Origin of the sequence: Sphingobacterium sp. UBA1897 (genome assembly GCF_002337775.1) — a bacterium.
Classification (GTDB): domain Bacteria; phylum Bacteroidota; class Bacteroidia; order Sphingobacteriales; family Sphingobacteriaceae; genus Sphingobacterium; species Sphingobacterium siyangense.
The window spans coordinates 550430-574742 of sequence record NZ_DDGR01000018.1; the positions used below are offsets into that span (position 1 = coordinate 550430).

Sequence of the window (24313 nt, forward strand, 5' to 3'; positions counted from 1 at the left end):
CATTCAATTCATATGATATATCCAGCTTTGCAGAAGAGTTCTATTTTAGTTTTTATAAACCTCTGTTTGACAATTGGGCCCTTGTTTGCCGGCTCAGGCTTCAGTCTGATCAAAAATAATCGGGCTGCGGATGTTTATTATGGTGGAAGAAATCCTATCATTGAAACCGCTTTGGAACTTTTGGATGCAGATGCACAACAAGTTGGTCAATCTGCATTTAAACGAATCGACAATGCTGATCCTGGGGCGATTATCGTTGGAGAATTGCATGATCCAATAATTGGCAAATTGATAAAAGATTATCATATCCGTCTTCCTGAAATGGAAGGTCAATGGGAAATGTTTTGTTTGAAGGTGATTCCGATAGAAAAAGTGCCGACACTTTTAGTGATAGGATCTGATGCTAGAGGTACGGCATATGGAGTGATGGAAATTTCTAGAAAATTGGGCGTTTCTCCATGGAGTTGGTGGGCAGATGTGGTTCCTCTTAAAAAATCAACAATTTCTCTGCCCGTCGATTTTGAAGACAAGCAATTTCCTAAAGTGCAATTCCGGGGGATTTTTTTAAATGATGAGGACTGGGGATTGACACCTTGGAGCAGCAAAACCTATGAACCCGAAGCAAAGTTAGATGCAGGAATTGATCCAGCCAAAACAAAAAAAATGGCGACGATAGGGCCTAAGACCTATGCACGTATTTTTGAGCTGTTATTAAGGCTGCGGGCTAATTCAATTTGGCCAGCAATGCATGAAGTAACTGTTCCTTTCTATTTTGTCCAGGGAAATCGCGAAATGGCCGAAAAATATGGAATATATATCGGCTCATCTCATTGTGAACCCCTCGCTCGAAACAGTGCGACGGAATGGGATATCGTAGGTCGGGGGCCCTATAATTATTTGACAAATAAAAATGAGATTGTTGATTATTGGTCCAATCGACTCAAAACACTGGGGCAATCCCATAACATATTTACACTGGGTATGCGTGGGAAACACGATGGAGCAATGGAAGGCGTCAAAACAACTGCAGCTTATAAAGATGCGATCAATAAGGTCATTAAAGATCAAACGGATCTGTTGAAAAAATATGTCAATGCAGACCCCGCGCAGATTCCTCAGGTTGTTATACCTTATAAAGAGGTATTGGACGTGTATAGGGCCGGTATGGATCTTCCTGACTATACAACACTGATGTGGTGTGACGATAATTATGGTTATATCACCCACTTCCCAAATCCGATAGAAAGAAAAAGATCGGGTGGTAATGGACTGTATTATCATGTTTCCTATTGGGGACGACCACATGATTATCTTTGGTTGTCGACCATGAGTCCGGCGCTGATTTACCAGCAGCTTAATACAGCTTATCAACATGATGTTAAAAAAATGTGGATTGTCAATGTTGGGGATATTAAGCCTGCTGAATATCAGATTGAACTCCTGATGGACATGGCCTGGGATATGGACCGGGTAAAAAAAATAGGCATCTACCAGCATCTGAATCAATTTTTGCAACGGGAATTTGGACATCGTTTGGCGAAGAAGATCGTGCCGATTATGCAGGAACATTATCGGTTGGCTCATATTCGAAAACCTGAGTTTATGGGAAATACACGTACGGAAGAAAAAGATCCAGCCTATAAAATTGTGAAAGACCTACCTTGGTCCGAACAGCAGATTAAAAAGCGATTGGTGCAGTATAAACATATTCAAGATGCAGCCACCGCAATTGAGGCTTCAGTCCCGTTGGATCGCAAGGATGCATATTTTGAATTAGTGCTGTATCCGGTTGTTGCAGCGGCAAAGATGAATGAAAAGCACCTTTATGCGCAGTTGGCACGTCATGGCAAAGCTGAATGGCAAAAAAGCCACGATGCATATGATAAAATCGTTTCCTTAACTGCGCAATACAATGCCTTGAATAAAGGAAAGTGGAAGGGGATAATGGATTATAAACCCAGAAACCTTGCCGTTTTCGATAAGATTATAGAAGAGAAAGCTGTTGCTCCACTGGCCAATAATGATCAGCCCGTCAAGCGGATTCCTGGTAGAGATCTAAAAGGCTCAATAGGATATGAAGGTTTGGGGTATGAAGGGCAGGCCGGAGCTATCCCATTGGATGTAGAAGCCAGTTATCCGCTCAAAGGGCTCAAGGGCGATTCTGTTACCGTTGTCATCCACTTACTGCCTACACACCCGGTCTCTTCAGATGATTTGCGTTTTGAAGTTTCTTTGGGGCAACAGCGTTCGCCTGCCATTTCTTATAAAACAATTGGACGAAGTGAGGAGTGGAAAGAGAATGTCTTGCGCAACCAGGCCATTCGAACGATTAAATTTAAGATAGCTTCATTGCAACAGGACATATTGCGTATCAAAGCGCTTGATGAGGGCGTAGTGGTCGATGAAGTAACACTATATTTGGATTAAAGTATTCGTTTCCTGCTCTATAATGGAAACTCGTTATAGACTTATTCATAAGATTATAAAAATGAAAAAACAATTTCTAGTCACGCTCCTCGTTATTTTAACTTGCCTCGTTAAGGCACAATCTTCTGTCTACCTTTTCTCTTATTTTATAGGTAATGGTGCTGACGGACTGCATCTTGCTTATAGTTTGGATGGTCTGAAATGGGAACCCTTGAATCAGGGAAAACCTTTCTTAATACCAACGGTGGGAAAAGATAGGCTGATGCGTGATCCCAGTATTTGCCAAGGCCCTGATGGCACCTTTCACCTTGTATGGACAACGGGTTGGTGGGATAAAATTATCGGATATTCTTCTTCCAAAGATCTTGTACATTGGACCGAACAAAAAGAAATTCCAGTCATGGTAGATGAACCTGATGCGAAAAATGCATGGGCTCCAGAGCTTTTTTACGACAAGGCGACGAAGGAATATTATATCATTTGGGCCACGACGATCCCTGGTCGACATAAAGAGGTACAGACCAGCGACAGTGAGAAAGGCTTAAACCATCGGATGTATAACGTCACGACAAAGGATTTTAAACGTTTTTCAAAAACCAAGTTATATTTTGATCCCGAATTTAGTGTCATCGATGCGGCTATTATACAAAAAGGCAATAAGGAATACATGATGGTGTTGAAAAATGAAAATTCTAACCCACCTGAGAAAAATATTCGGATCACAACAACAAAGCGTTTAGCGAAAGGATTTCCGACGACTGTCTCTAAGCCGATTACAGGAAATTATTGGGCGGAGGGGCCTGCTCCGCTGCAGGTTGGGGAGTATATCTATGTATATTTTGATAAATACCGCGACCACAAATATGGAGCTGTACGAAGCAAAGACGGCATCAACTGGGAAGATGTCTCCGATCGGGTGAGCTTTCCGAAGGGAGTACGTCATGGAACTGCTTTTACGATAAATCAAACGGTTTTATCAAATCTGTTAAAAGCAAACTGATAGCCTTGTTAATTATTGACAGGCTATCGTATTATGCTATAGGGTGAAACAGTGAAGTACAGGTTGCATATCGATAAATAGATGCTTAATTTCATTGCATGAGTTCGGCACTGAATCCGAATATATGCAGACATAGATAAATATTATTTAAGGGATAGTCATGACGGTTTTTCTATGCCAAGCCGCTGATTGAACGTTCCTCTTGGTTTTAAGAATAGACAATTCAATAAAAATAGCATGAAGAAAATCCTCTTTTCCTTTATTTTGGCAGGTATTGCGTTCAGCACACAAGCTAAAGTCACATTACCACATGTTTTTGGGTCGAATATGGTCCTTCAGCAAGGAAAACCAGTGGTGGTATGGGGGCATGCGGATCCTCAAGAGAAGATTGAAGTCAGATTGAAAGGTTTGATAAGGAAAACAGTGGCCGATCAAAAAGGAGCATGGAGTGTTACCTTTACTGCTCAAAAAGCAAGTTTTGATGCATTTACTATGGAAGTAAAGGGAGATAATACCATTTTGCTGAAAAATGTTGTTGTGGGTGAAGTTTGGCTATGTTCGGGGCAGTCTAATATGGAGTATACGATGCAGTTACATAAGGGTTATAAGAAGCCTGCTGTTGGAGTTGATCGGGCTGAGGAAGAATTGCGACAACCTGGAAATCCGAAAATTCGGTTATTCCTTGTTGCCAAAAAGAAAGGGCAGCAGGACGATGTGGAAACTAAAGGGTGGGAAGTAGCGGATCCGAATTCACTCGCGCAATTTTCGGCTCCGGGTTATTTCTTTGGAAAGACCCTGCAACAACAGCTGAACGTTCCCGTGGGATTGATCAGTTCATCTTGGGGAGGTAGTAGGATAGAGCCCTGGACACCCTTGGAAGCCTATCAAAACTCCAGCACTTTTAAACAGGAAACCCGAAATGGGGAAACGAAAATTGAGCATGCTGTTGCCGGAGAAATGTATGAAGCGATGATCCGTCCACTGGCGCCTTTTGCGATGAAAGGATTTATCTGGTATCAAGGTGAAAGCAATCTGATGTTTGAGGATGCTCGTTACTATGCAAAACAAAAATTGCTGATCGATACCTGGCGTAAAAACTGGAAGGACAAAAATATGCCTTTTTACTATGTTCAGATTGCCCCTTATTATTATAGTAAAAGAAAGGATAAAACACAGCATAATGTAGAGGCGTTGCCTTGGTTTTGGGAGATTCAGACAAAATGCATGGACATTAAAAATTCGGGAATGGCTGTAGTCACTGATTTGGTCGACGACCTTTCTGACATACACCCCTCCTATAAATGGGAAGTAGGACGTCGCTTGGCATTATGGCCACTGGCATTTGACTATGGTCAAAAGAATATTGTTTTTTCAGGACCACAATATAAAAGTAAAAAGATAGTCGGAAATAACGTAATCCTGAACTTTAAGCATGTTGGCAGCGGATTGCAATGTAAAGGCGATCAATTGACCTGGTTTGAGGTTGCTGGAGCAGATGGTAAATTTGTACCTGCAGAAGCAAAAATTGAAGGTGATCATGTCGTTGTATCCGCTGCTTCGGTAAGATCACCAAAACAGGTTCGCTTTGGTTGGCATGAAACAGCGCGTCCCAATTTTTTTAATAAGGAAGGATTGCCTACTTTACCTTTTAGAACGGAGTAGTGTATTTCTGAGATCTTTCTTTCGAAATATTCACGCTTTTATAATGATCAAATTGTAATGCTGTTGCCATCTTAATAAAAGTGATTGTTATAAAAAAAGGTTTTCAAACGGGGAGAATGAAAACCTTTAAAATAACCAATTAATCCTAAATTTATGATAAAAAATATGATACTATTTTACTGGCTTTCCTTTGCTATAATAGCTTTTTTTATCTAAATCATACCAAAAGTAGGCACCGTCTAAATTGGGAAATAACCAATTTAATACAGCAAGTTTAGGTATACCGAATGAATTTGTCATCCTGTGCTGTTCTGTCTCAACAGTATCGCAGGGGGTGAATGCCAATATTGGCAACATAACCATACAGGTAAGTTCAGGATACTTAAGTGTCCTGAACTTTTTATTTTAGAGGTTTGCTAATTCAATGAATAAACCTATGCTTAAAATTCGAATTGTCTTCTTTGCTTTGATATACGTTATGATGGCACATAGTGCCTCAGCACAAACGATGAAGCAAATACACTATCTCTCAGGAACAGACAACGTTCATACGGTCAATTGGGACTTCTGGGTAACTGGGGGACGTAAGGCTGGAAAATGGGATAAGATTGCGGTTCCCAGTCATTGGGAACAACAGGGATTTGGGGCTTATAACTATGGTCGGGACTATGTGACCTATGGCAAGAATTTCATCTTTCACGATGAGAAAGGTTTGTATCGGCATCAATTTACTGTTCCAAAAAACTGGAAAGGTAAAAAAATAAGCCTTGTGTTTGAAGGTTCGATGACAGATACCGAAGTTAAGATCAACGGTAAGCTGGCTGGAGATATCCACCAAGGTGCTTTCTATCAGTTTAAGTACGATGTCACCGACAAGATCAGCTTTGACAAGGCCAATATATTGGAAGCGACTGTATCAAAAATGTCTTCTGATAAATCTGTTAACAATGCGGAGCGCCTTGCAGATTATTGGATTTTAGGCGGTATTTATAGACCTGTATACCTCGAGGCGACACCACAAGAGCATATCAGTTGGACAGCTATCGACGCCAAAGCAGATGGAACTTTTCGAAGCAACGTGCATTTAGAAAGTTTGTCTAAAGCCACAAATCTACAGGTGGAGATCAAAGATCTGAAGGGCAACCTGATCGCAAATCAGAAGTTCCCGATTATGGCGAAAGATTCGGTAAAATTGATCGAAATGAAAGTGGAAAAACCGTTATTGTGGACAGCGGAGACGCCAAACTTGTATCAGGTCACGTACACCCTATGGGATGGGAAGAATAAAGGGTATCAATCTCAAGATCGTTTTGGTTTCAGGACGATCGAAGTTCGAGAAGGAGATGGTATTTATGTCAATGGTGTAAAAGTGAAGATGAAAGGTGTCAACCGTCATGTATGGTGGCCCGAAACTGGACGATCTGTGAACGCACAATTGGATCTGAATGATGTTAAACTGATCAAAGAAATGAACATGAATGCGGTACGCTGTTCACATTATCCGCCAGATAGATCATTTTTGGCCTATTGCGATTCATTGGGCTTATATGTTTTGGATGAATTGGCCGGATGGCAGAAGGCATATAGCACCGTTGTGGGTAAAAAGCTAGTGCGAGAAATGGTTATTCGAGATGCCAATCATCCTTCCATTATACTTTGGAGCAATGGCAATGAAGGCGGGCATAATAAAGAACTTGTTGATGAGTATAAAAAATATGATCTTTCGGCAAGAACGGTAATCCATGCACATCATAGACCTGGGAACGCCATCAATGGAATCGATTGCAACCATTATGAAGACTTTTATTCAACAAAAAAAATTCTGGAAGGGCCAAACATTTACATGCCGACTGAATTTCTCCATGCACAGGACGATGGCGGCGCCGCAGCAGGATTAGCAGATATATGGGAGTTGCACTGGAATGCCAAATTAGGTGCAGGCGGATTTATTTGGGATTTTGCAGATGAAGGTATCGTGCGTACAGATTTCAACAATGTGATTGATGTCAACCGCGTAAATGCCCCCGATGGAATCCTTGGGCCACATCGCGAAAAAGAGGGAAGTTTCTATGCTATTCGGGAAATCTATTCACCTGTACATATTACGATGAAGAAATTACCTGCCGACTTCAATGGAACTATTCCGGTGGAAAATCGTTATCACTTTACCAACCTAAAAGATTGTAGGTTTGAGGGTAAATTGATTACTTATAAACAGCCCTATGCCGAAGAAGCGGGGGTGGACTCGGTGTTGAATCTAAAGATAAATAGTCCTGTATTGGCTCCGACTCAAAAAGGAAACGTGCAGTTGAATTTACCGAGCGATTGGAAACAATATGATGCACTAATATTGATGGCAACTGACTCACATGGGGAGGAAATTTATACTTGGACATGGCGTATAAAATCCAATCAGGCTCTTACAGCTGAAATTCTACCTTTAAAATCTTCTACCGATGTTGAAGCGAAAGAGGACAGTGTGAATTATATCCTCAAGGCAAACGGAATAACAACCTTTATCTCCAAAAAAACAGGATTATTGGTTGATCTGGCCAATGATTATAGCATGAAATTAGCTTTTAATAATGGCCCGGTGCTTATTGATGGACAGTCGGAGCTGAAAAGTGCTAAACGTTGGCAGGATGGAAAAAATGAAGTTGTTGAGTTTATGTTTGATGGCAATCTAAGTTTTATCCGTTGGACGATGCGGCCAGACGGCTGGTTGAAACTTGATTATGCTTACAATATGAAAAAAACGGTGCCTTATGCCGGAGTAAGCTTCAACTTTCCTGAAAACTATATTATTGGGGCCAAATGGCTCGGTAATGGGCCGTATCGCGTATGGAAGAATAGGATGCAAGGTGTCACCCTAAATACATGGGAAAAAATGTACAATGATGGAAAAGCCGGTATTGGTCCATGGGCATTTCCTGAATTTAAAGGCTACTTCTCCGATGTTAGCTGGGTACAATTCAATACAGTGCAAGGCAAGTTTTTGGTCGCAACAGATCAGGACGATTTATTTGTGCGATTGTTCGAGTTTTACGGAATTTCCGGTCCTAAAGGATATCCGCAATTGCCGTCTGGAGATATTTCCTTTTTAGATGCTATTCCCCCTATTGGAACAAAACTGGCATTGGGAATTAATGGAAATGCTGCCGTGAATGGACCCGCGGGTGAGCTTAATCAAATGGATAAAAGGATTAACCGGACACTCTATTTTTACTTTGGAACCCCAAAAGGCGAAAAAGAAAATACACAATTTGTGATGCCTAAGGTTAATGTGTTGACTGATTAAAAGAATAATGCATAAAAAAGGGCTTTTCTATGTTAATAGAAAAGCCCTTTTTTATGGTATAACCCTAATAGTATGTATTCTTTTCAATAATGCTTATTTAGGTTTCTTGAACCCAAAAAGGTTGTGCTTTATTCACTTTTATCGCTATTCGTGTAGGAAAAATCATTGACGTATTTATTTTGAATAGCAGTTGATGTTGTTTTTTTAAGATGTACATCCTTCAATTGTACGGTCTGAATTGGAAGTTCGGGATTACCATTGATCTTCGAGACAAACTGCCCTTCTTCAGCTTTAATGTGGGAAAGATAGACATTCGTTATTGGAGTCAGTTTTTTTACTTTGGTTGGTACCAGGTTGCGCCATTGATAGAGCACATCCGTATCTATTCCAAGTATACCTTCCTTTACGTTTTGGGCTTTGATATTTGAAAAATAAATGTTTTTAACGTAACCGCCCATACGTTCATTGGTTTTGATGAAAAGTAGATGCATGAGCTTCTCATTCGGCAGTACCGTGCAATTGTTTACGTAAATATTTTCAATCCCTCCCGAGAGTTCACTTCCAACGGCAAGGAGCTGGTGACCGTCACGGATCTCGCAATTACGGATCACAATATTCTTTGTTGGCGTTTTCAACCGCCAGCCTTCGGGATTTCTACCGGACTTCAAGGCAATAGCATCATCCCCCTGGTCAAATATACAATTTTCAATCAATACATTCTGACTCATTTCTGGGTCAATTCCATCATTGTTATGCCCATGGGCGTAGATGTCGATGCCACGGATAAGCGCATCTTTCGTTAGGTAGAGATGCAAGGTCCAAAAAGGACTGTTTCGGATCTTGATATCTTCGACCCTAACATGTTGGCAACGGTTAAATTGAATAAACTGAGGTCTAAGGTTAGATGTGTCGTTGACCATGATACGCTGTTCCACAGGCCTCCCTTCTTGTGCCCAATTATAGAGATTTTTGATGCTTTCCATGTGCGGCTTTGGTCTCGGAAACCATTTCTCCCAAACAGTCAGATCTGCTTTTATGGTTCCCTTACCGGTAATGGCAACATTTGTCGCTTCGTATGCATAGATCAATGGCGAATAATTATAGCACTCAAGCCCTTCCCAACTACTGTGAACAGCAGGCAAATAGTCTTTCGGGTCGCCCGAAAATAATAAGGTTGCCCCTGCACTGACATGTAAGTTGACATTGCTCTTTAAGTGGATTGCCTTTGTTGACCATTCACCTGGAGGAATAATGATATTGCCCCCCGATGTTGTCGCTAGCGCAATTGCCTTCGCGATTGCTGCGGTAGTACTTTCCTTATCACCCTGACGTGCACCAAAATCGCGGATATCGTAGTTTTTACAATGCTCGAAATTTGGGACCTTAAATACTGGGATTTCAAAAGGAGCTTTGATTTTAATATCGTCTTGGTTGATCTTGCTGATCTGCGCGACGCTCAATCGAGTAAAAGCGATCGATAGTAAAATAAGGGTGAAGATTGATTTATATTTCATGTTAATAATTATTTCATGAGCACGCAAGCTCGGTTTGTGTTTTTTAAGGCCATATGGAATATCCAGTTTATTTTTCATCAGGAGGTCCTAAGCAATTGGTTAAAAACAATAAAGACTAAAAATAAGGAACAATCAAGGGGGAACCTAATTTTACCAAGCAGGACAGTACAAGGTGGTTTGGATATATTTTCTTAAGGATAAGGTATCACCAAATCCATATCAACTCCTGACTGCAAGCGGATTGTTAAAAAGGTGAGAGCATGGTGAATCAACCTCTAAAAGGTGGACTCAACGTGGACTCACTGTGCACTCAACGTGGTTACAGTGAGGAGTTGGTCATAAGTTGGTGTGGGGTTGGAGTTGAGAATTCTATAACAAATATATTACGAATGACGTTGAATCCCTGTTTTTAACCTTATTATACATGAAAACAAGCACTTTCTGACTGTATTGTCTGGTTTGTTCAGGATACTACAGGACGGCTCTTGTTAAAAATGTTGATACTTTTAAAACTAGCTACTTATTTAAGTATCCTTAAATACGCTAATCAATTCGAAGGCATTGTCTACACTTTTTAATTAAGCTGTAGACAAGCGGGGAAACAAGACTTAATAAAACTAAATATGATGAAAAAATTCTTTCGATTTTTACTCCTGCTTACATCAATTGCGATCTTGTCCAATGCACATGCGCAAGGAAAGTTTCCGGACGGAACAGCAATCTCAAAATGGTTCGAGACTGTAAAATCGACTGAGATCGGAACGCTCGGAAAGAAATTTCTCATCACCGATTTTGGTGTGGTCGCAGATAGCACCATCGTGCAAACTGCCAAAATCCAACAAGCAATTGATAAAGCATATGAAAGTGGAGGCGGTGTTGTCGTCGTACCTAAAGGGATCTATCTGAGTGGTTCATTATTTTTTAAACCAAAGACACACTTGCACTTGGAAGAAGGGGCTGTGTTAAAAGGAAGTGATGATATCGCAGATTTTGCGCTAGCTGAGACTCGAATGGAAGGTCAGACAGTGAAATATTTTTTGGCGCTTGTCAATGCGGATCAGGTGGATGGATTTACAATTTCGGGCAAAGGTACACTCGATGGAAACGGGTTGCGCTACTGGCGATCCTTTTGGCTTCGAAGACAGTTTAATCCACAATGCACAAATATGGACGAGATGCGCCCACGCTTACTTTATGTTTCCAATAGCAAGGGCGTACAAATATCGGGCATTCGTTTGATCAATTCACCGTTTTGGACCTCACATTATTATAAATGTGAAAATCTAAAATTGATCGGTTTGCACATTTCGGCGCCCAAGGAACCTGTGAAAGCGCCTAGTTCAGATGCGATTGATTTGGATGTCTGCCGCAATGTATTGATTAAGGATTGTTACTTATCCGTTAATGATGATGCGATCGCATTAAAAGGAGGTAAAGGGCCTAAGTCCGACAAAGATCCTAATAATGGACCTAATTCAAATATTATTATTGAGAACTGTTTCTTTGGATTTTGTCATAGTGCACTGACTTGTGGTAGTGAATCTATTCATAGCTATAATGTGATTTTTAGGAACAATACCTTAGATAAAGCACGCAAGCTGTTGCAGTTAAAGATGCGGCCAGATACGCCACAAGAATATGAAAACATTTTGATCGAAAATGTAAAGGGAAATGTCAATAGCATGTTGTTTATTAAACCTTGGACCCAATTTTTTGATTTGAAGGGCGAGAAAGATATTAAAATGTCCTATGCAAGAAATATTGTCCTACGCAATATAGATCTGGATTGCGACATCGTATTCGATGTCCTCAATTCGGAACAATATGTGCTGTCGGATTTTACATTTCAAAATATGCACGTCCGTGCAGCAAAAGATCCAGCGATTCACAGGGAATATATTAAAAACTTTGTCCTAAATAATGTAACTGTTAATAATAAAAAGCAATAATAATATGTACCAGCATTTTGCTGTGGCTTAGACCTTGAATTATGAAGACAAAACTTATTCTTTTGACTGGGGCGCTGATCGGTTCCCTAGCCGTTTCAGGCCAACGTAAAATGGAGTTTTTGGATCGGGGGATGGTGGGTGTAAAAACGGCGGACAACGCTGTTTTTTTAAGCTGGCGTTTGCTTGGCACTGACGATTTTGATACGGCTTTTGCAATTTATAGAAAGGAAGGGAATGGCAAGCAGAAAAAACTAAATACTTCACCTTTGACCAAAGGGACTAATTTTTTGGACGATCATGTCGATTTGAATCAAGATGTTACTTACATTTTGGATATAGTAGCCGGAGGTAAAGAAAAAGAAGTCGCTAAATTGACCTTATCGAAAGATCAAAAAGTACAGCAATACTTAAATATTCCCTTACGTACTCCCAAAGGGTACACTCCTGGTGATATTTCTGTAGGTGATTTGGATGGAGACGGGACTTACGAACTGATTGTTCATCAGACGGGTGTTGGACATGACAATGCACACAATGGGATTACTTCGGAACCTATTTTTCAGGCATATAAACTAGATGGTACTTTTCTTTGGGAAATCAATTTGGGTAAAAATATCCGGGAAGGAGCACATTATACCCAATTTATGGTATACGACCTCGATAGTGACGGCCGTGCGGAGCTGGTCTGCAAAACGGCCGACGGTACGAAAGATGGACTGGGAAATGTCATTGGTGATGCCCAGGCCGATTGGCGTGATACTGTATTAAATTCGCGGACTGTTGGTCGCATATTGAAAGGACCTGAATATTTAACCGTATTTGATGGATTGACGGGCAAAGCCCTAAGCTCTGTAGATTATTTACCAGAACGTGGAGAGCTAAATTCATGGGGAGATTCAAATGCTAATCGCAGCGATCGATTTTTAGCTTGTGTAGCCTATTTGGATGGTGTACATCCAAGTGTTGTGATGACGCGGGGATATTATGAACGGACAGCTCTGGCAGCGTGGGACTTTAAAGATAAAAAATTAGTGAACCGCTGGGTATTTGATAGCAAAGTTCGTAAAGATCCTTATTCCGGACAGGGATATCATAATCTTACGGTCGCGGATGTTGACCAGGATGGCAAAGATGAAATTGTGTTTGGTTCGATGGTTATTGATGATAATGGCAAAGGTCTATACAGTACAGGACTGGGACATGGCGATGCGCTGCATGTCGGCGACCTAGATCCTGAAAGACCCGGCCTGGAGATCTTTGGAATCCATGAACTGAAAGGAGGGCGGAAAGGGACCGGCGTGGCTTTATTGGATGCCAAAACTGGCGCAATATTGTTTAAAAGTGCAATAGACCAAGATATTCCCCGCGGTGTTGCTGCAAATATAGATCCCGATCATAAAGGGGCGTATCTGTGGTGGCTGGGATCTAGCGATATGTACGATACCAAAGGTAATCGTGTCGGGCCGGCTCCGAGATCGACCAATTTTCTGATTTGGTGGGATGCCGATTTGAGCCGGGAACTTTTAAACAGTAACTATATTGAAAAATATAAAAATGGGAAAATAGAACGCATCTTTACGGGGATTGGAGCATCATCGATCAATGGAACTAAAAGTACACCTAACCTGAGCGCGGATATCTTTGGCGATTGGCGTGAAGAATTGATCCTACGTGCAGACGACAACCAAAGCCTACGTATCTATACAACAACGATCCCTACAACGCAAAGGGTATATACGTTGATGCATGATCCACAGTATCGCTTGAGCATAGCATGGCAGAATGTGGCTTACAATCAACCGCCACATACGGGGTATTATCTCGGTGCAGGTATGGATCGTCCAGTCAAGCCGAACATTCAGCTGGTTAAGTATGCCCATAAAAAATAGAAATTCGGAAGCGCGATTTGGATTTTTTGACTAAAAGAAATAGATAAGATAGCAAATGAAGCATACAATAAAATGGATAGGGATGGCACTGACAGCCGTTCTTTTGATATCCTTTGCAAAACAGCAAGATAGACCTACGATTTATCTTATCGGTGATTCGACCGTTAAGAACAGCAATAAGGAATATTGGGGCTGGGGTACCCTGATTCCTGAATTATTGGATACGACACGAATCCGTGTAGATAACCATGCAATGGCGGGGCGTAGTACACGAACATTTGTCAAAGAAGGAAGATGGGCAAAAGTTGATTCGTTGTTCAAGCCGGGAGATTTTTTATTGATTCAGTTTGGCCATAACGAGGGCAGTAAGCCCGATACCAGCAAACAAGGCTATCGGGGTGTGCTGCGGGGCATCGGTCAGGACTCCGTTGTGTTGGATTGGGGAAATGGAAAGAAGGAGACCGTGCACACTTACGGTGAAAACCTGCGTCGTTTTGTGATTGAAGCAAAGAAAAAGGGGGTAACACCAATTTTGTTATCCATGATTCCGCGCAACCAATGGGATAATCAAGGTAAGGTGAAACGAGCCGACAACGACTTTGGCTTGTGGGCTAGGCAGATTGCAGAAGAACAGGGCGTTCCCTTTTTGGATCTGAATAGTATTACCGCAGATAAATATGATCAGCTTGGTGCTGAACGGGTAAAATCCAATTATTTTCCAGGTGACCATACGCATACGAATAAAGCTGGAGCAAGAGAAAATGCATTGTCTGTTATCGAAGGATTTCGGAGGATTAAAAGCCAATTAGTACAATACATTAAATAAAAATGAAGATGAAATTGAAATTGTTGCCTTGGGCTGCGGTCCTTTTCGCTGTAATCAGTATGTCTTTTTTGGAAAAACAGCATAAACCGACCTTATTTATTATTGGTGATTCCACCGTAAAAAACGGACAGGGAAATGGGGCCAATGGACAGTGGGGCTGGGGAAGTTTGATCGGTCAGTATTTTAAATTAGATAAGATCAATGTCAAGAATCGTGCTTTGGGGGGAACAAGTACCCGGACATTTTATAACAATCCAAAGCTTTGGCAGAGGGTACTGGATAGCATACAGCCGGGCGATTTTGTCCTTATGCAATTTGGACATAATGATTCAAGTCCTATTGTGGATACGTTACGTGCTCGTGGAACGATAAAAGGAAATGGCGACGATTACCAAGAAGTGTATAATCCATTGCTGAAGCAACATGAAGTTGTCTATAGTTATGGTTTTTACTTACGTCGATTTGTGAAAAATATTCAAGACAAAGGAGCCACAGCAATTATTTGTTCACCTATTCCGCGCAATGCTTGGGAAGGAAACCAAGTGCGTAAATCGGATTATGCAACATGGGCAAAAGAAGCTGCACAACAGGCTAATGCGTTTTTTATCCCCTTGCAGGATCAAGTGATAGCCCAGTATGAAACATTGGGGAAAAAGAAAGTAGAAACAGAATTTTTTGATCCTAAAGATGCGACCCATACAATTAAAGCAGGTGCTTTGCTAAATGCTAAACTCGTTGCTGAACAATTGAAAGCACAAACCAAAATCGGTCTAAAGAAATTTATGTAGTATGATAAAATCTACTTTTCCGCTGGCGATCTTCTTTCTGCTCACAGTATTTACAGTCCGTGCACAGCAACGGCCCAATATTGTGTTGATTCTGGCCGATGACATGGGCTATGCCGATTTAGGTTGTTTTGGTTCCGAAATTCAGACCCCACATTTGGATAAAATGGCAAAGGAAGGTATTAAGATGACTAACTTTTATAATGCTTCGCGTTGTTGTCCATCACGTGCTTCTCTATTGACCGGATTGTATCCGCATCAGGCAGGTGTGGGCGATATGATGAACAAGCGTCCTTTTCCTGCCTATCAGGGCTATTTAAATCGAAACTCGGTCACATTGGCCGAACTATTGAAAAGCGCAGGTTATGGAACTTATATGGCTGGGAAATGGCATGTTGGACAGGAAAAAGAAAATTGGCCTCGGCAGCGTGGATTTCAGCGCTACTATGGGCTAATTGATGGAGCAAACAGCTACTTTGAAAACCGGCCTTATCGTCCCAAACAAACATTGACGATAGCTTTGGACAATGAGACGATCGTTCCGCCAAAAGATTACTATAGCTCGGATGCCTATACGGATTATGCGATGGCTTTCATTGGTGAGCATTTGGAAACGAAAAAAGAGGATCCTTTTTTTCTATACCTCGCTTTTCAGGCGCCCCACTGGCCTATACATGCCAAACCGCAGGATATTGCAAAGTATCGGGGTAAATATATGGAAGGCTGGGAGGCTATCCGTGAAAAGCGTTTTCAAAAACAGCAGCAGTTAGGGATAGTGCCACCAACGACCAAATTGTCTCCAATGGATACCACCTTGCGAAATTGGAATGATTGCAGCTGGGAAGAAAAAGTAAAATGGGATGAAAAGATGGCTGTCTACGCGGCGATGGTAGACGAATTGGATCAGAATGTTGGCCGACTGGTTGATTATCTCCAATCAAAAGGGCAATTGGACAACACTGTTTTTATTTTTCTCTCTGATAACGGGGCGAGCAATGAGACAATAACCAATGCGGGATTTACAGCAGAAATTAGAGCTGCGAATGAATTTCCTGCTAGTCATCCACGTTCTTTTACAGCTTATGGAATCGAAGGCGCTGCAGTGAGCAATACGCCTTTCAAAAAGTTCAAGCATTGGGAGTTTGAGGGTGGCAATGCAACCAGTTTTATCGCATATGGCCCCAAGTTTCTGCCTCAAGGAAAACAGTTTGATAGGCCAGCCCATTTGATCGATATCATGCCAACCTTAGCACAATGGTCGGGAGCAAACTATCCTAAAAATTATGCCGGTAATACGATTAAACCGATGGAAGGGGCCTCCTTGCTTCCGCTATGGAATGAGCAACAGAAGGATATGGATAGGGAAATTTGTTTTGAGCACGAAGGTAACAAAGCTGTGCGCAAAGGAAAATGGAAATTGGTCTCTTCCTATCCTGAAAATAGGTGGTATTTATATGATATAGAAAAAGATAGAAGTGAAACAGTAGACTTATCAGCCTCTTTTCCGAAAATATACCGAGAAATGGTTCAGATCTATGAAAACTGGGCGAAAAGGGTTGGTGTGATACCCTACGAGCAGCTCGCTCAAAAACCTTCATGATTTCGCAGACACCAACAGCAATGAAAGCAAAAGAAGGTTCTCTCTGGCCAATAAGATCAGACACTTTCAGAAAAAAAAGGAATTCCCGTTATGAATAATTATATAAAGAAAAACATGAAAATATTTAATACTTATACGACCACTTTATTGATTGCATTTTTCCTTTCAGCATGTTCATCGACGAAGAAAGTTGTCGAACAGAAGCCGGAATTATCTGCTGTAGATGTACTCCAATCGTTGCAGTTGACCAATCGTTATTTCATGAACAAATGGACAGATACAGGGAAACCGATCTACACCAACCGTTGGCGGCCGAGCAACATCTGGACCCGGGCTGTTTATTACGAAGGGCTCATGGCACTTTATCAGATTGATAAAAACAACGAATACTACAATTATGCAGTGGATTGGGGAAATAAACATGACTGGGGGATGCGCAACGGTTTAGAAACTCGAAATGCCGATGACCAGGCTTGTGGGCAAACCTACTTGGATCTCTATGAGATTGAAGCAAAGCCTGAGCGTATCCAAAAGATTAAAGCCAATATAGATTATATTATCAAATCTGGAAAAGTAGACGATTGGACTTGGATTGATGCCATACAAATGGCCATGCCAATTTATGCCAAACTGGGTGTAATGACGAAGGATCAAACTTACTTTGATTACATGTATAAAATGTATCATCATTCAAAAACACAGGAAGGTGGAGGCCTATATAATCAGACCGATAAACTTTGGTGGCGCGATAAAGATTTTGTTCCTCCCTACAAAGAACCAAATGGTGAGGACTGTTATTGGTCACGCGGTAATGGATGGGTGGTAGCAGCTTTAGTGAGGGTACTATCTTTAATTCCGGAAAACGAAGTACATCGAGCAGAATATGTAGCGGATTATAAGGCATTGATGGAAGCACTTGTTCCTATCCAAAGACCAGATGGATTTTGGAATGTCAGCCTGCATGATCCCAATAATTTTGGCGGACGGGAAACCTCAGGGACAGCATTATTTGTCTATGGTATGGCCTGGGGTATCAATAATGGTTTTCTAGATGCTAAAATATATCGCCCTGTTGTAGAAAAGGCATGGAAAGCAATGCTAGCAGAAGCGGTACACCCTTCTGGGTTTTTGGGCTATTTACAAGGAACAGGGAAAGAACCTAAGGATGGTCAGCCCGTCAGTTTTTCAAGTCAACCGGATTTTGAAGATTACGGTTTGGGTTGTTTTTTATTGGGAGGGACAGAGGTTTATAAAATGTTGTCAAGATAAGATGAAAAGGTTCCTGTTTATTTTTTGTTGCCTGCTGCTTTCATTCGGTACATATGCTCAAGCGGGGAGGAGGACTTTTAGTTTTAACGCTGACTGGCGTTACCATATTGGCGATGTTAGTGATGCTTCTGCTGAAGACTTCGATGATCGCGCATGGAAACAGGTTGCTCTGCCCCAAGCATGGAACGAAGATGAAGCTTTCACAAAAGCGATACATGACCTTTCGACAACTATTGTTTGGTATCGAAAAAAGTTTAGTATTCCCAAGGGAATTACTTCCGATAAGGTCTTTTTGGAATTTGAAGGGATTCGCTTTGGCGGAGAATTTTATCTCAATGGAAAATTTATTGGTCGTCATGAAAATGGCGTTATGGCAGCAGGACTTGATATTTCGGACCTGATTGATCGCGATCACGAAAATATCTTGGCCATACGTATAGACAATAGTTGGAGCTATCGTGAAAAGGCAACAAATAGCACGTATCAATGGAACGATAAAAACTTTAATGCAAACTATGGTGGAATTCCAAAAAATGTGTGGATCCACTTTACTTCCAAAATTTATCAGACTTTACCATTGTATTCCAATTTGAAGACTACAGGTGTTTATGTGTATGCGAAAAACATAAATATCCCTGAAAAGACAATGGATCTTTTTGTTTCTTCGGAGGTAAAGAATGAAACCCTGCAATCGCGTCTGGTCAACTTTGTTGCCGAAGTACATAATGCCGAAGGAAAATTAGTGAAAACATTTTCAAAAAAGTTCAACCTTCCTGCCAATCAAACACAACAATTGACCATGAACTCAGCCATGAATCAGGTTAATTTTTGGAGCTGGGGTTATGGCTATCTCTATACGGTTACGACAAAAATTGTACAGGACAACAAAACTATAGACGCTGTACAGACGAAAACAGGATTTCGAAAAACGGCTTTTAAAGATGGCATGGTCTATCTGAATGATCAGGTTTTGATGATGAAGGGCTATGCACAGCGTACAAGTAATGAATGGCCTGCTGTTGGTTTGTCTGTAGCACCTTGGTTAAGTGATTTTAGCAATGGACTCATGGTCAAGAGCAATGCCAATTTGGTTCGTTGGATGCACGTAACACCTTGGAAACAGGATGTTGAATCCTGCGACCGCGTGGGACTGATGCAAATGCTACCCGCAGGAGATGCCGAAAAAGATGTCCAAGGTAGACGTTGGGAACAGCGAACAGAGCTTATGCGTGATGCGATTATTTATTACCGCAATAATCCAAGTGTCTTGTTTTATGAGTGTGGAAACGAGTCTATTTCGGAAGAGCATATGGCAGAGATGAAAGCCATTCGTGATCAATACGATCCAGCTGGCGGACGGGCAATTGGCTCACGTGAAATGCTGGATAGTAAGCTAGCTGAGTATGGTGGTGAAATGTTGTATATCAATAAAAGTGCGCGTCATCCCATGATCGCAACCGAATATATGCGGGATGAGGCCTTACGTAAATATTGGGACGAATTGAGTTATCCATTTCATAAGGATGGTGAAGGGCCGCTTTATAAAGGCGTAGATGCTAGTGATTATAACAGAAACCAAGATAGTTATGTTGTTGAAGCGGTACATCGTTGGTGGGAATATTGGAAGATGCGTCCGGGCACTGGTGATCGCGTAAATTCGGGCGGTGTCAATATTATTTTCTCGGATTCCAATACCCATTTTAGGGGAAAAGAGAATTACAGAAGAAGTGGCGAAGTAGACGCCATGCGTATTCCCAAAGATGCTTACTTTGCCCACCAGGTGATGTGGGATGGCTGGATCGCTCCTGATCCAAAAGGCTTGTACCTTGTAGGACACTGGAACTATGCTCCCGGAACGAAAAAAGATGTATTGGTCGTTTCGGCCGCTGACCGGGTAGAATTAGCTGTGAACGGAAAAGTACAGAAAGAAGCGGAAAAGCTATACGACTTCCTATACCGTTTTCCAGCCATTGATTTTGAGGCCGGCGTATTGACGGCAAAATCATTCACAAAAGATGGAAAGTTGTTAAATAAGAAAGAACTAAAAACAACAGGTGAGCCTTACAAAATCCGTTTGACGGCGCAACATGGTAAAAATGGCTTATTTGCTGATGGTAACGATATGGTATTGGCAGAAGTCGAAGTGCTTGACAAAAACGGATTACGTTGCCCATTGGCTTCTAATACGATTGACTTTAAGTTGGATGGACCGATGGATTGGCGCGGGGGGATCGCCCAGGGGCCTGATAACTATATTTTAGCTACCTCACTTCCTGTGGAGGCTGGTGTAAATCGTGTATTACTTCGCACAAAGTACGATAAATCGGGGCGTGTGATGTTGAAGGCGACATCAAGTGGTCTGCTGTCAGATTCAACCGTCTGGACGGTGCAACCGCTCAAAACCATGGCGGATTATTTCGTCAAGGAATCCAACGAAAATTTGCCTTCATTTTTAGCGCGTGGACCAAGTCCTGCGAACCCCACATTGGTGCAACTGAAAAAAAGTCTCAAAATCCGTGCAGTTGCTGCTGGCGCCAATCAAGAGAAAGCATCACACTCTTACGACGACAATGAACTGTCGGATTGGGTCAATGACGGACAACTAGGTACCGCCTGGATTACATATACTTTGCAGGAAAAATCCGATATTGATGAAGTTGACCTGAAACTGAATAATTTTAGATCAAGATCTTATCCATTGCAGATTTTTGTGGACGAAAAACTTGTTTTTGATGGAAATACAGCTGTTACATTAGGCTACTGCACTCTTTCATTTCCGCGTACTAAGGGCGGAAAGGTAACCATAAAACTTAAAAACGCAGCTTTTACAGCAGAGGAAAACAATCAGGTGGAAATGGGTGGTAAGAAACTTGATGATGGGGTGGCCCGTAACGACGCCAATGCCAAAGGTACCTTGAGTATTATTGAAGCCGATATCCATCAGGTATTAGCCAATTAAGAATATGGTAATGATAAAACAGTTCAATATATAAACGAGATGGAGAAAATAGCATTTAAGATGAAACTGAAACCAGGTATGTCCGGGGAATACAAGCGCAGGCATGACACGATCTGGCCAGAATTAATCACCTTATTGCGCGAAAATGGCGTGTCTGATTATTCCATTTTTTTGGATGAGGAGACGGATACTTTATTTGCTGTTCAATATTTGGCAGGACATTCGTCGCAAGAATTGGGCAAGGAAGCCATTGTGCAGCAATGGTGGGATTATATGCATGATATCATGGACGTAAATCCGGACCGCTCCCCAGTGTCGATAAATTTAAAAAAGGTGTTTCACATGGATTAGGTGAATTTTAACATGAAAAAAATTTATATATCATTAGTGCTTGCCTGTAATCTGTTGGCTGTCGGTCGAACGATGGCGCAGGATTTATGGCCAGCAGTTACCAAAGAAATGAGACCTTGGACGCGTTGGTGGTGGCTCGGTTCGGCTGTGGACCGACCTAATCTCGAACGCGAATTAACCTTATTTGAAAAAAGTGGTTTTGGTGGAGTTGAGGTAACACCTATTTATGGCGCTAAGGGATTTGAATCCAGCTACCTGAACTTTCTTTCACCACAATGGATGAATATATTGGGGGTAACGACGGATAAAGCCAATGCCTTGGACATGGGAGTGGACATCAATTTGGGAACTGGTTGGCCATTTGGAGGACCTCAAATCAAAGAAAAGAATGCCGCTACCAAATTGATCCTAGATGAATTTGAATTGAAAAAAGGTGAAAAAGTCACGTTTCCCCTAAAACCTAAGGATCCTAAACAACATTATTTCTTTCTGCAGGCTTTACGGGCATTTAGATCCGACAATAGTGAGATTAATCTGGATGATCATATTTCGAAGACTGCTGGAACATGGGAAGCGCCTGCCGATATTCGTCTATTAGCTGTATTTTCTGGTAGAACGGGGCAGAAAGTCAAACGTGCCGCACCGGGGGGAGCAGGGTATACGCTCGATCACCTTGGGCAGCAATCTGTCGCATCTTATTTCAATAGATTTACCGAAGCTTTTAAGGATAAACCATTGCATGTGCGTGCTTTTTTTAACGATAGCTACGAAGTATACGGCGCGAATTGGACGGATGAGTTTTTGCATTCATTCGAACGGATAAAGGGATATAGGTTACAGGATCATCTCCTGGATTTTGCAGGTAAGGGCAAGAATGAAGCTAAAACAGCAGGCCTTAAATCGGATTATCGTGAAGTTGTGGATATACTACTTGCCCAGAATTTTTTGACCCCATTTACGGATTTTGCCCATCGCTTTAGTGCAGTCTCAAAAAATCAAGCCCATGGATCTCCAGGAAATCTGATTGATTTGTATGCGGATACAGATATTGCGGAGTGTGAAACCTTTGGATCCAGTAGTTTTGATATTCCCGGATTAAGACGGGATACTGCTGATATCCGTAATGTGGATCCAGACCCCATGATGGCGAAATTTGCGACGTCGGCGACAAATGTATATGGTAAAAAATATACTTCTTCGGAAACATTCACCTGGCTGACGGAACATTTTAAAACTTCTTTGTCACAAACGAAACCAGAAGTCGAACAACTATTCCTTGCTGGAGTGAATCATGTATTCTATCATGGGACAACCTATTCGCCGAAAAATGTACCTTTTCCAGGATGGTTGTTCTATGCTTCCGTTAATTTTGTTCCACAAAATTCGTTCTGGGACCACCTTACCGGTTTGAATCAATATATTACACGTGTGCAATCTATCTTGCAATCTACGCGTGCTGACAACGAACTGCTGGTATATTGGCCCATTTATGATATTTGGAATAATGCAAAGGGAATGGATAAGGCATTAAAGGTTCATGATGTTGACGAGTGGTTACATCCGACGCAATTTTATAAACAAAGTGTTCAGCTGCAGAAACGGGGCTATAGCTTTGATTTTGCAACAGATAAAATTCTGGCAGGAACTACAGTAAACGACGGGAAATTACAAACCTCAAAGGATGCGATCCCTTATCGGGCAATTTATATACCTGCCTGTCATTATTTTTCTGAAGTGACACTGCAGAAAATCCTGGAAATGGCCAACCAAGGCGCAACTGTCATCTTCCAGCAATTACCGCAAGAGATTCCTGGATATAGCCAATTAGAGGAACGCCGTACACTGTTCAATAAATTAATTGCATCGCTAGGTTTCGAAAAGGATAAAGCGAATCAGTATACAGCTTTTGGAAGAGGCAAAATCTATCTTACGACAGATGTCAATTCGGCACTCGAAACAGAAGAGATCGCACCAGAACGGATTAACCAAACAGGGTTGAAGTTTTCACGCAGAGCCGCTGGTAAGGACAGGTATTATTATTTGGTCAATCATAGTGGGCAGACCGTTGATCGTAACATTACACTAAATGTACAGGCTTCACATTATTCGCTGTTGGATCCTCAAACTGGGCAGACATATCAGTTGCCATCAGCTAACGGCAAAATACGGGTGCAGATTCCATCTGGCTATTCCTGGATAGTCCTTGCCTCAGCGCAACAGGCCGGAGAACCCTTTCGTTATCAGGACGAGTTAAACCAAGTGGCGCAATTGGATCGCAATTGGAAAGTGAGTTTTATTGCTGGTGGATCTGTTTTACCAAAGGCGAAAAAGCTCGATCAACTCTCCTCCTGGACAGATTGGGGAGACCAAGATGCTGTCAATTTTTCCGGAACAGGGGTTTATGAAACAACAATTTCGATCAATAAGGATCAATCAAAATCCTATCTACTGAAATTGGGTCGTGTTGCTGAAAGTGCAAAGGTCTATGTCAATGGAAAGGAGGCCGGTGTGTTATGGTCTATTCCGTTTCAGCTAGATATTACAACCATGTTGGTAAATGGTGAAAACAAGATTCGCATAGAGGTTGCCAATTTAATGGCAAACCGTATCAGCTATTTAGACCGTAAAAAAGTTGCCTGGCGAAATTATCATGAAATCAATTTTGTCAATATCAATTATAAAGATTTTGATGCAAGCGGCTGGAAACCCATGGAAAGCGGTCTGATTGGACCTGTTACCATTTGGAGTTATTAAAAGCAGTAAGCACTATTGAAAGCCTCGTAT

At 41.6% G+C, this 24313-nt stretch carries 14 protein-coding genes; 13 read left to right on the top strand and 1 reads right to left on the bottom strand.

Annotation, left to right across the window (positions count from 1 at the left end; genetic code table 11):
- The first annotated feature begins 12 nt into the window (after window positions 1-12).
- From B4N43_RS10485 to B4N43_RS10500, 4 genes are all read left to right on the top strand, one after another.
- Window positions 13-2427, top strand: a complete 2415-nt coding sequence (locus B4N43_RS10485) for a glycosyl hydrolase 115 family protein (RefSeq protein ID WP_286734563.1) — start codon at window positions 13-15, stop codon at window positions 2425-2427.
- Between the two features lie 61 nt (window positions 2428-2488).
- Window positions 2489-3427, top strand: coding sequence for a glycoside hydrolase family 43 protein (locus B4N43_RS10490; protein WP_088163783.1), 939 nt, complete (start codon window positions 2489-2491; stop codon window positions 3425-3427).
- A 237-nt stretch (window positions 3428-3664) separates the two neighbouring features.
- Window positions 3665-5089, top strand: a complete 1425-nt coding sequence (locus B4N43_RS10495) for a sialate O-acetylesterase (protein ID WP_088163078.1) — start codon at window positions 3665-3667, stop codon at window positions 5087-5089.
- A 508-nt stretch (window positions 5090-5597) separates the two neighbouring features.
- Window positions 5598-8387: a glycoside hydrolase family 2 protein gene (locus B4N43_RS10500; RefSeq protein ID WP_286734566.1), complete on the top strand. Its 2790-nt coding sequence runs from the start codon at window positions 5598-5600 to the stop codon at window positions 8385-8387.
- Window positions 8388-8515: 128 nt separating this feature from the next.
- Here the strand turns inward: B4N43_RS10500 and B4N43_RS10505 are convergent, their stop codons facing one another.
- Window positions 8516-9901 (bottom strand): glycoside hydrolase family 28 protein, encoded by a 1386-nt coding sequence (locus B4N43_RS10505; protein ID WP_286734567.1) that lies wholly within the window; start codon window positions 9899-9901, stop codon window positions 8516-8518.
- A gap of 623 nt (window positions 9902-10524) precedes the next feature.
- Here B4N43_RS10505 and B4N43_RS10510 point away from each other — a divergent pair.
- The 9 genes from B4N43_RS10510 to B4N43_RS10550 all read left to right on the top strand — a co-directional run bounded on the left by B4N43_RS10510 (window position 10525) and on the right by B4N43_RS10550 (window position 24283).
- Window positions 10525-11850: a rhamnogalacturonidase gene (locus B4N43_RS10510; protein ID WP_286734568.1), complete on the top strand. Its 1326-nt coding sequence runs from the start codon at window positions 10525-10527 to the stop codon at window positions 11848-11850.
- 41 nt (window positions 11851-11891) lie between these two features.
- Window positions 11892-13739, top strand: coding sequence for a rhamnogalacturonan lyase (locus B4N43_RS10515; protein WP_286734570.1), 1848 nt, complete (start codon window positions 11892-11894; stop codon window positions 13737-13739).
- A gap of 55 nt (window positions 13740-13794) precedes the next feature.
- Window positions 13795-14565 (top strand): rhamnogalacturonan acetylesterase, encoded by a 771-nt coding sequence (locus B4N43_RS10520; RefSeq protein ID WP_088163075.1) that lies wholly within the window; start codon window positions 13795-13797, stop codon window positions 14563-14565.
- A gap of 8 nt (window positions 14566-14573) precedes the next feature.
- Entirely contained in the window at window positions 14574-15353 is a 780-nt protein-coding gene (locus tag B4N43_RS10525) for a rhamnogalacturonan acetylesterase (RefSeq protein WP_088163777.1), read from the top strand.
- Window position 15354: 1 nt separating this feature from the next.
- A complete protein-coding gene (locus B4N43_RS10530) occupies window positions 15355-16950 on the top strand; it encodes an arylsulfatase (RefSeq protein WP_088163074.1) in 1596 nt (531 codons plus the stop codon).
- Window positions 16951-17064: 114 nt separating this feature from the next.
- The gene (locus B4N43_RS10535) at window positions 17065-18219 is read left to right on the top strand and encodes a glycoside hydrolase family 88 protein (RefSeq protein ID WP_088163073.1); all 1155 of its coding nucleotides are present in this window, start codon (window positions 17065-17067) and stop codon (window positions 18217-18219) included.
- A gap of 1 nt (window position 18220) precedes the next feature.
- Window positions 18221-21178 carry a glycoside hydrolase family 2 protein gene (locus tag B4N43_RS10540; protein ID WP_286734573.1) on the top strand — a complete coding sequence of 986 codons (2958 nt, stop codon included), beginning with the start codon at window positions 18221-18223 and terminating at the stop codon, window positions 21176-21178.
- 39 nt (window positions 21179-21217) lie between these two features.
- A complete protein-coding gene (gene rhaM, locus B4N43_RS10545; protein WP_286734574.1) occupies window positions 21218-21529 on the top strand; it encodes an L-rhamnose mutarotase in 312 nt (103 codons plus the stop codon).
- A gap of 12 nt (window positions 21530-21541) precedes the next feature.
- A complete protein-coding gene (locus B4N43_RS10550) occupies window positions 21542-24283 on the top strand; it encodes a glycosyl hydrolase (RefSeq protein WP_286734576.1) in 2742 nt (913 codons plus the stop codon).
- The last annotated feature ends 30 nt before the right edge of the window (window positions 24284-24313 follow it).

What these genes read in the sequence shown, in the direction of transcription:
- B4N43_RS10520 (WP_088163075.1), top strand. Translation starts at nt 13,795, where the DNA reads ATGAAGCATACAATAAAATGGATAGGGATGGCACTGACAGCCGTTCTT.
- B4N43_RS10505 (WP_286734567.1), bottom strand. Translation starts at nt 9,901, where the DNA reads ATGAAATATAAATCAATCTTCACCCTTATTTTACTATCGATCGCTTTT.
- B4N43_RS10550 (WP_286734576.1), top strand. Translation starts at nt 21,542, where the DNA reads ATGAAAAAAATTTATATATCATTAGTGCTTGCCTGTAATCTGTTGGCT.
- B4N43_RS10535 (WP_088163073.1), top strand. Translation starts at nt 17,065, where the DNA reads ATGAAAATATTTAATACTTATACGACCACTTTATTGATTGCATTTTTC.
- rhaM (WP_286734574.1), top strand. Translation starts at nt 21,218, where the DNA reads ATGGAGAAAATAGCATTTAAGATGAAACTGAAACCAGGTATGTCCGGG.
- B4N43_RS10515 (WP_286734570.1), top strand. Translation starts at nt 11,892, where the DNA reads ATGAAGACAAAACTTATTCTTTTGACTGGGGCGCTGATCGGTTCCCTA.
- B4N43_RS10500 (WP_286734566.1), top strand. Translation starts at nt 5,598, where the DNA reads ATGAAGCAAATACACTATCTCTCAGGAACAGACAACGTTCATACGGTC.
- B4N43_RS10490 (WP_088163783.1), top strand. Translation starts at nt 2,489, where the DNA reads ATGAAAAAACAATTTCTAGTCACGCTCCTCGTTATTTTAACTTGCCTC.
- B4N43_RS10525 (WP_088163777.1), top strand. Translation starts at nt 14,574, where the DNA reads ATGAAATTGAAATTGTTGCCTTGGGCTGCGGTCCTTTTCGCTGTAATC.
- B4N43_RS10510 (WP_286734568.1), top strand. Translation starts at nt 10,525, where the DNA reads ATGATGAAAAAATTCTTTCGATTTTTACTCCTGCTTACATCAATTGCG.
- B4N43_RS10540 (WP_286734573.1), top strand. Translation starts at nt 18,221, where the DNA reads ATGAAAAGGTTCCTGTTTATTTTTTGTTGCCTGCTGCTTTCATTCGGT.
- B4N43_RS10485 (WP_286734563.1), top strand. Translation starts at nt 13, where the DNA reads ATGATATATCCAGCTTTGCAGAAGAGTTCTATTTTAGTTTTTATAAAC.
- B4N43_RS10495 (WP_088163078.1), top strand. Translation starts at nt 3,665, where the DNA reads ATGAAGAAAATCCTCTTTTCCTTTATTTTGGCAGGTATTGCGTTCAGC.
- B4N43_RS10530 (WP_088163074.1), top strand. Translation starts at nt 15,355, where the DNA reads ATGATAAAATCTACTTTTCCGCTGGCGATCTTCTTTCTGCTCACAGTA.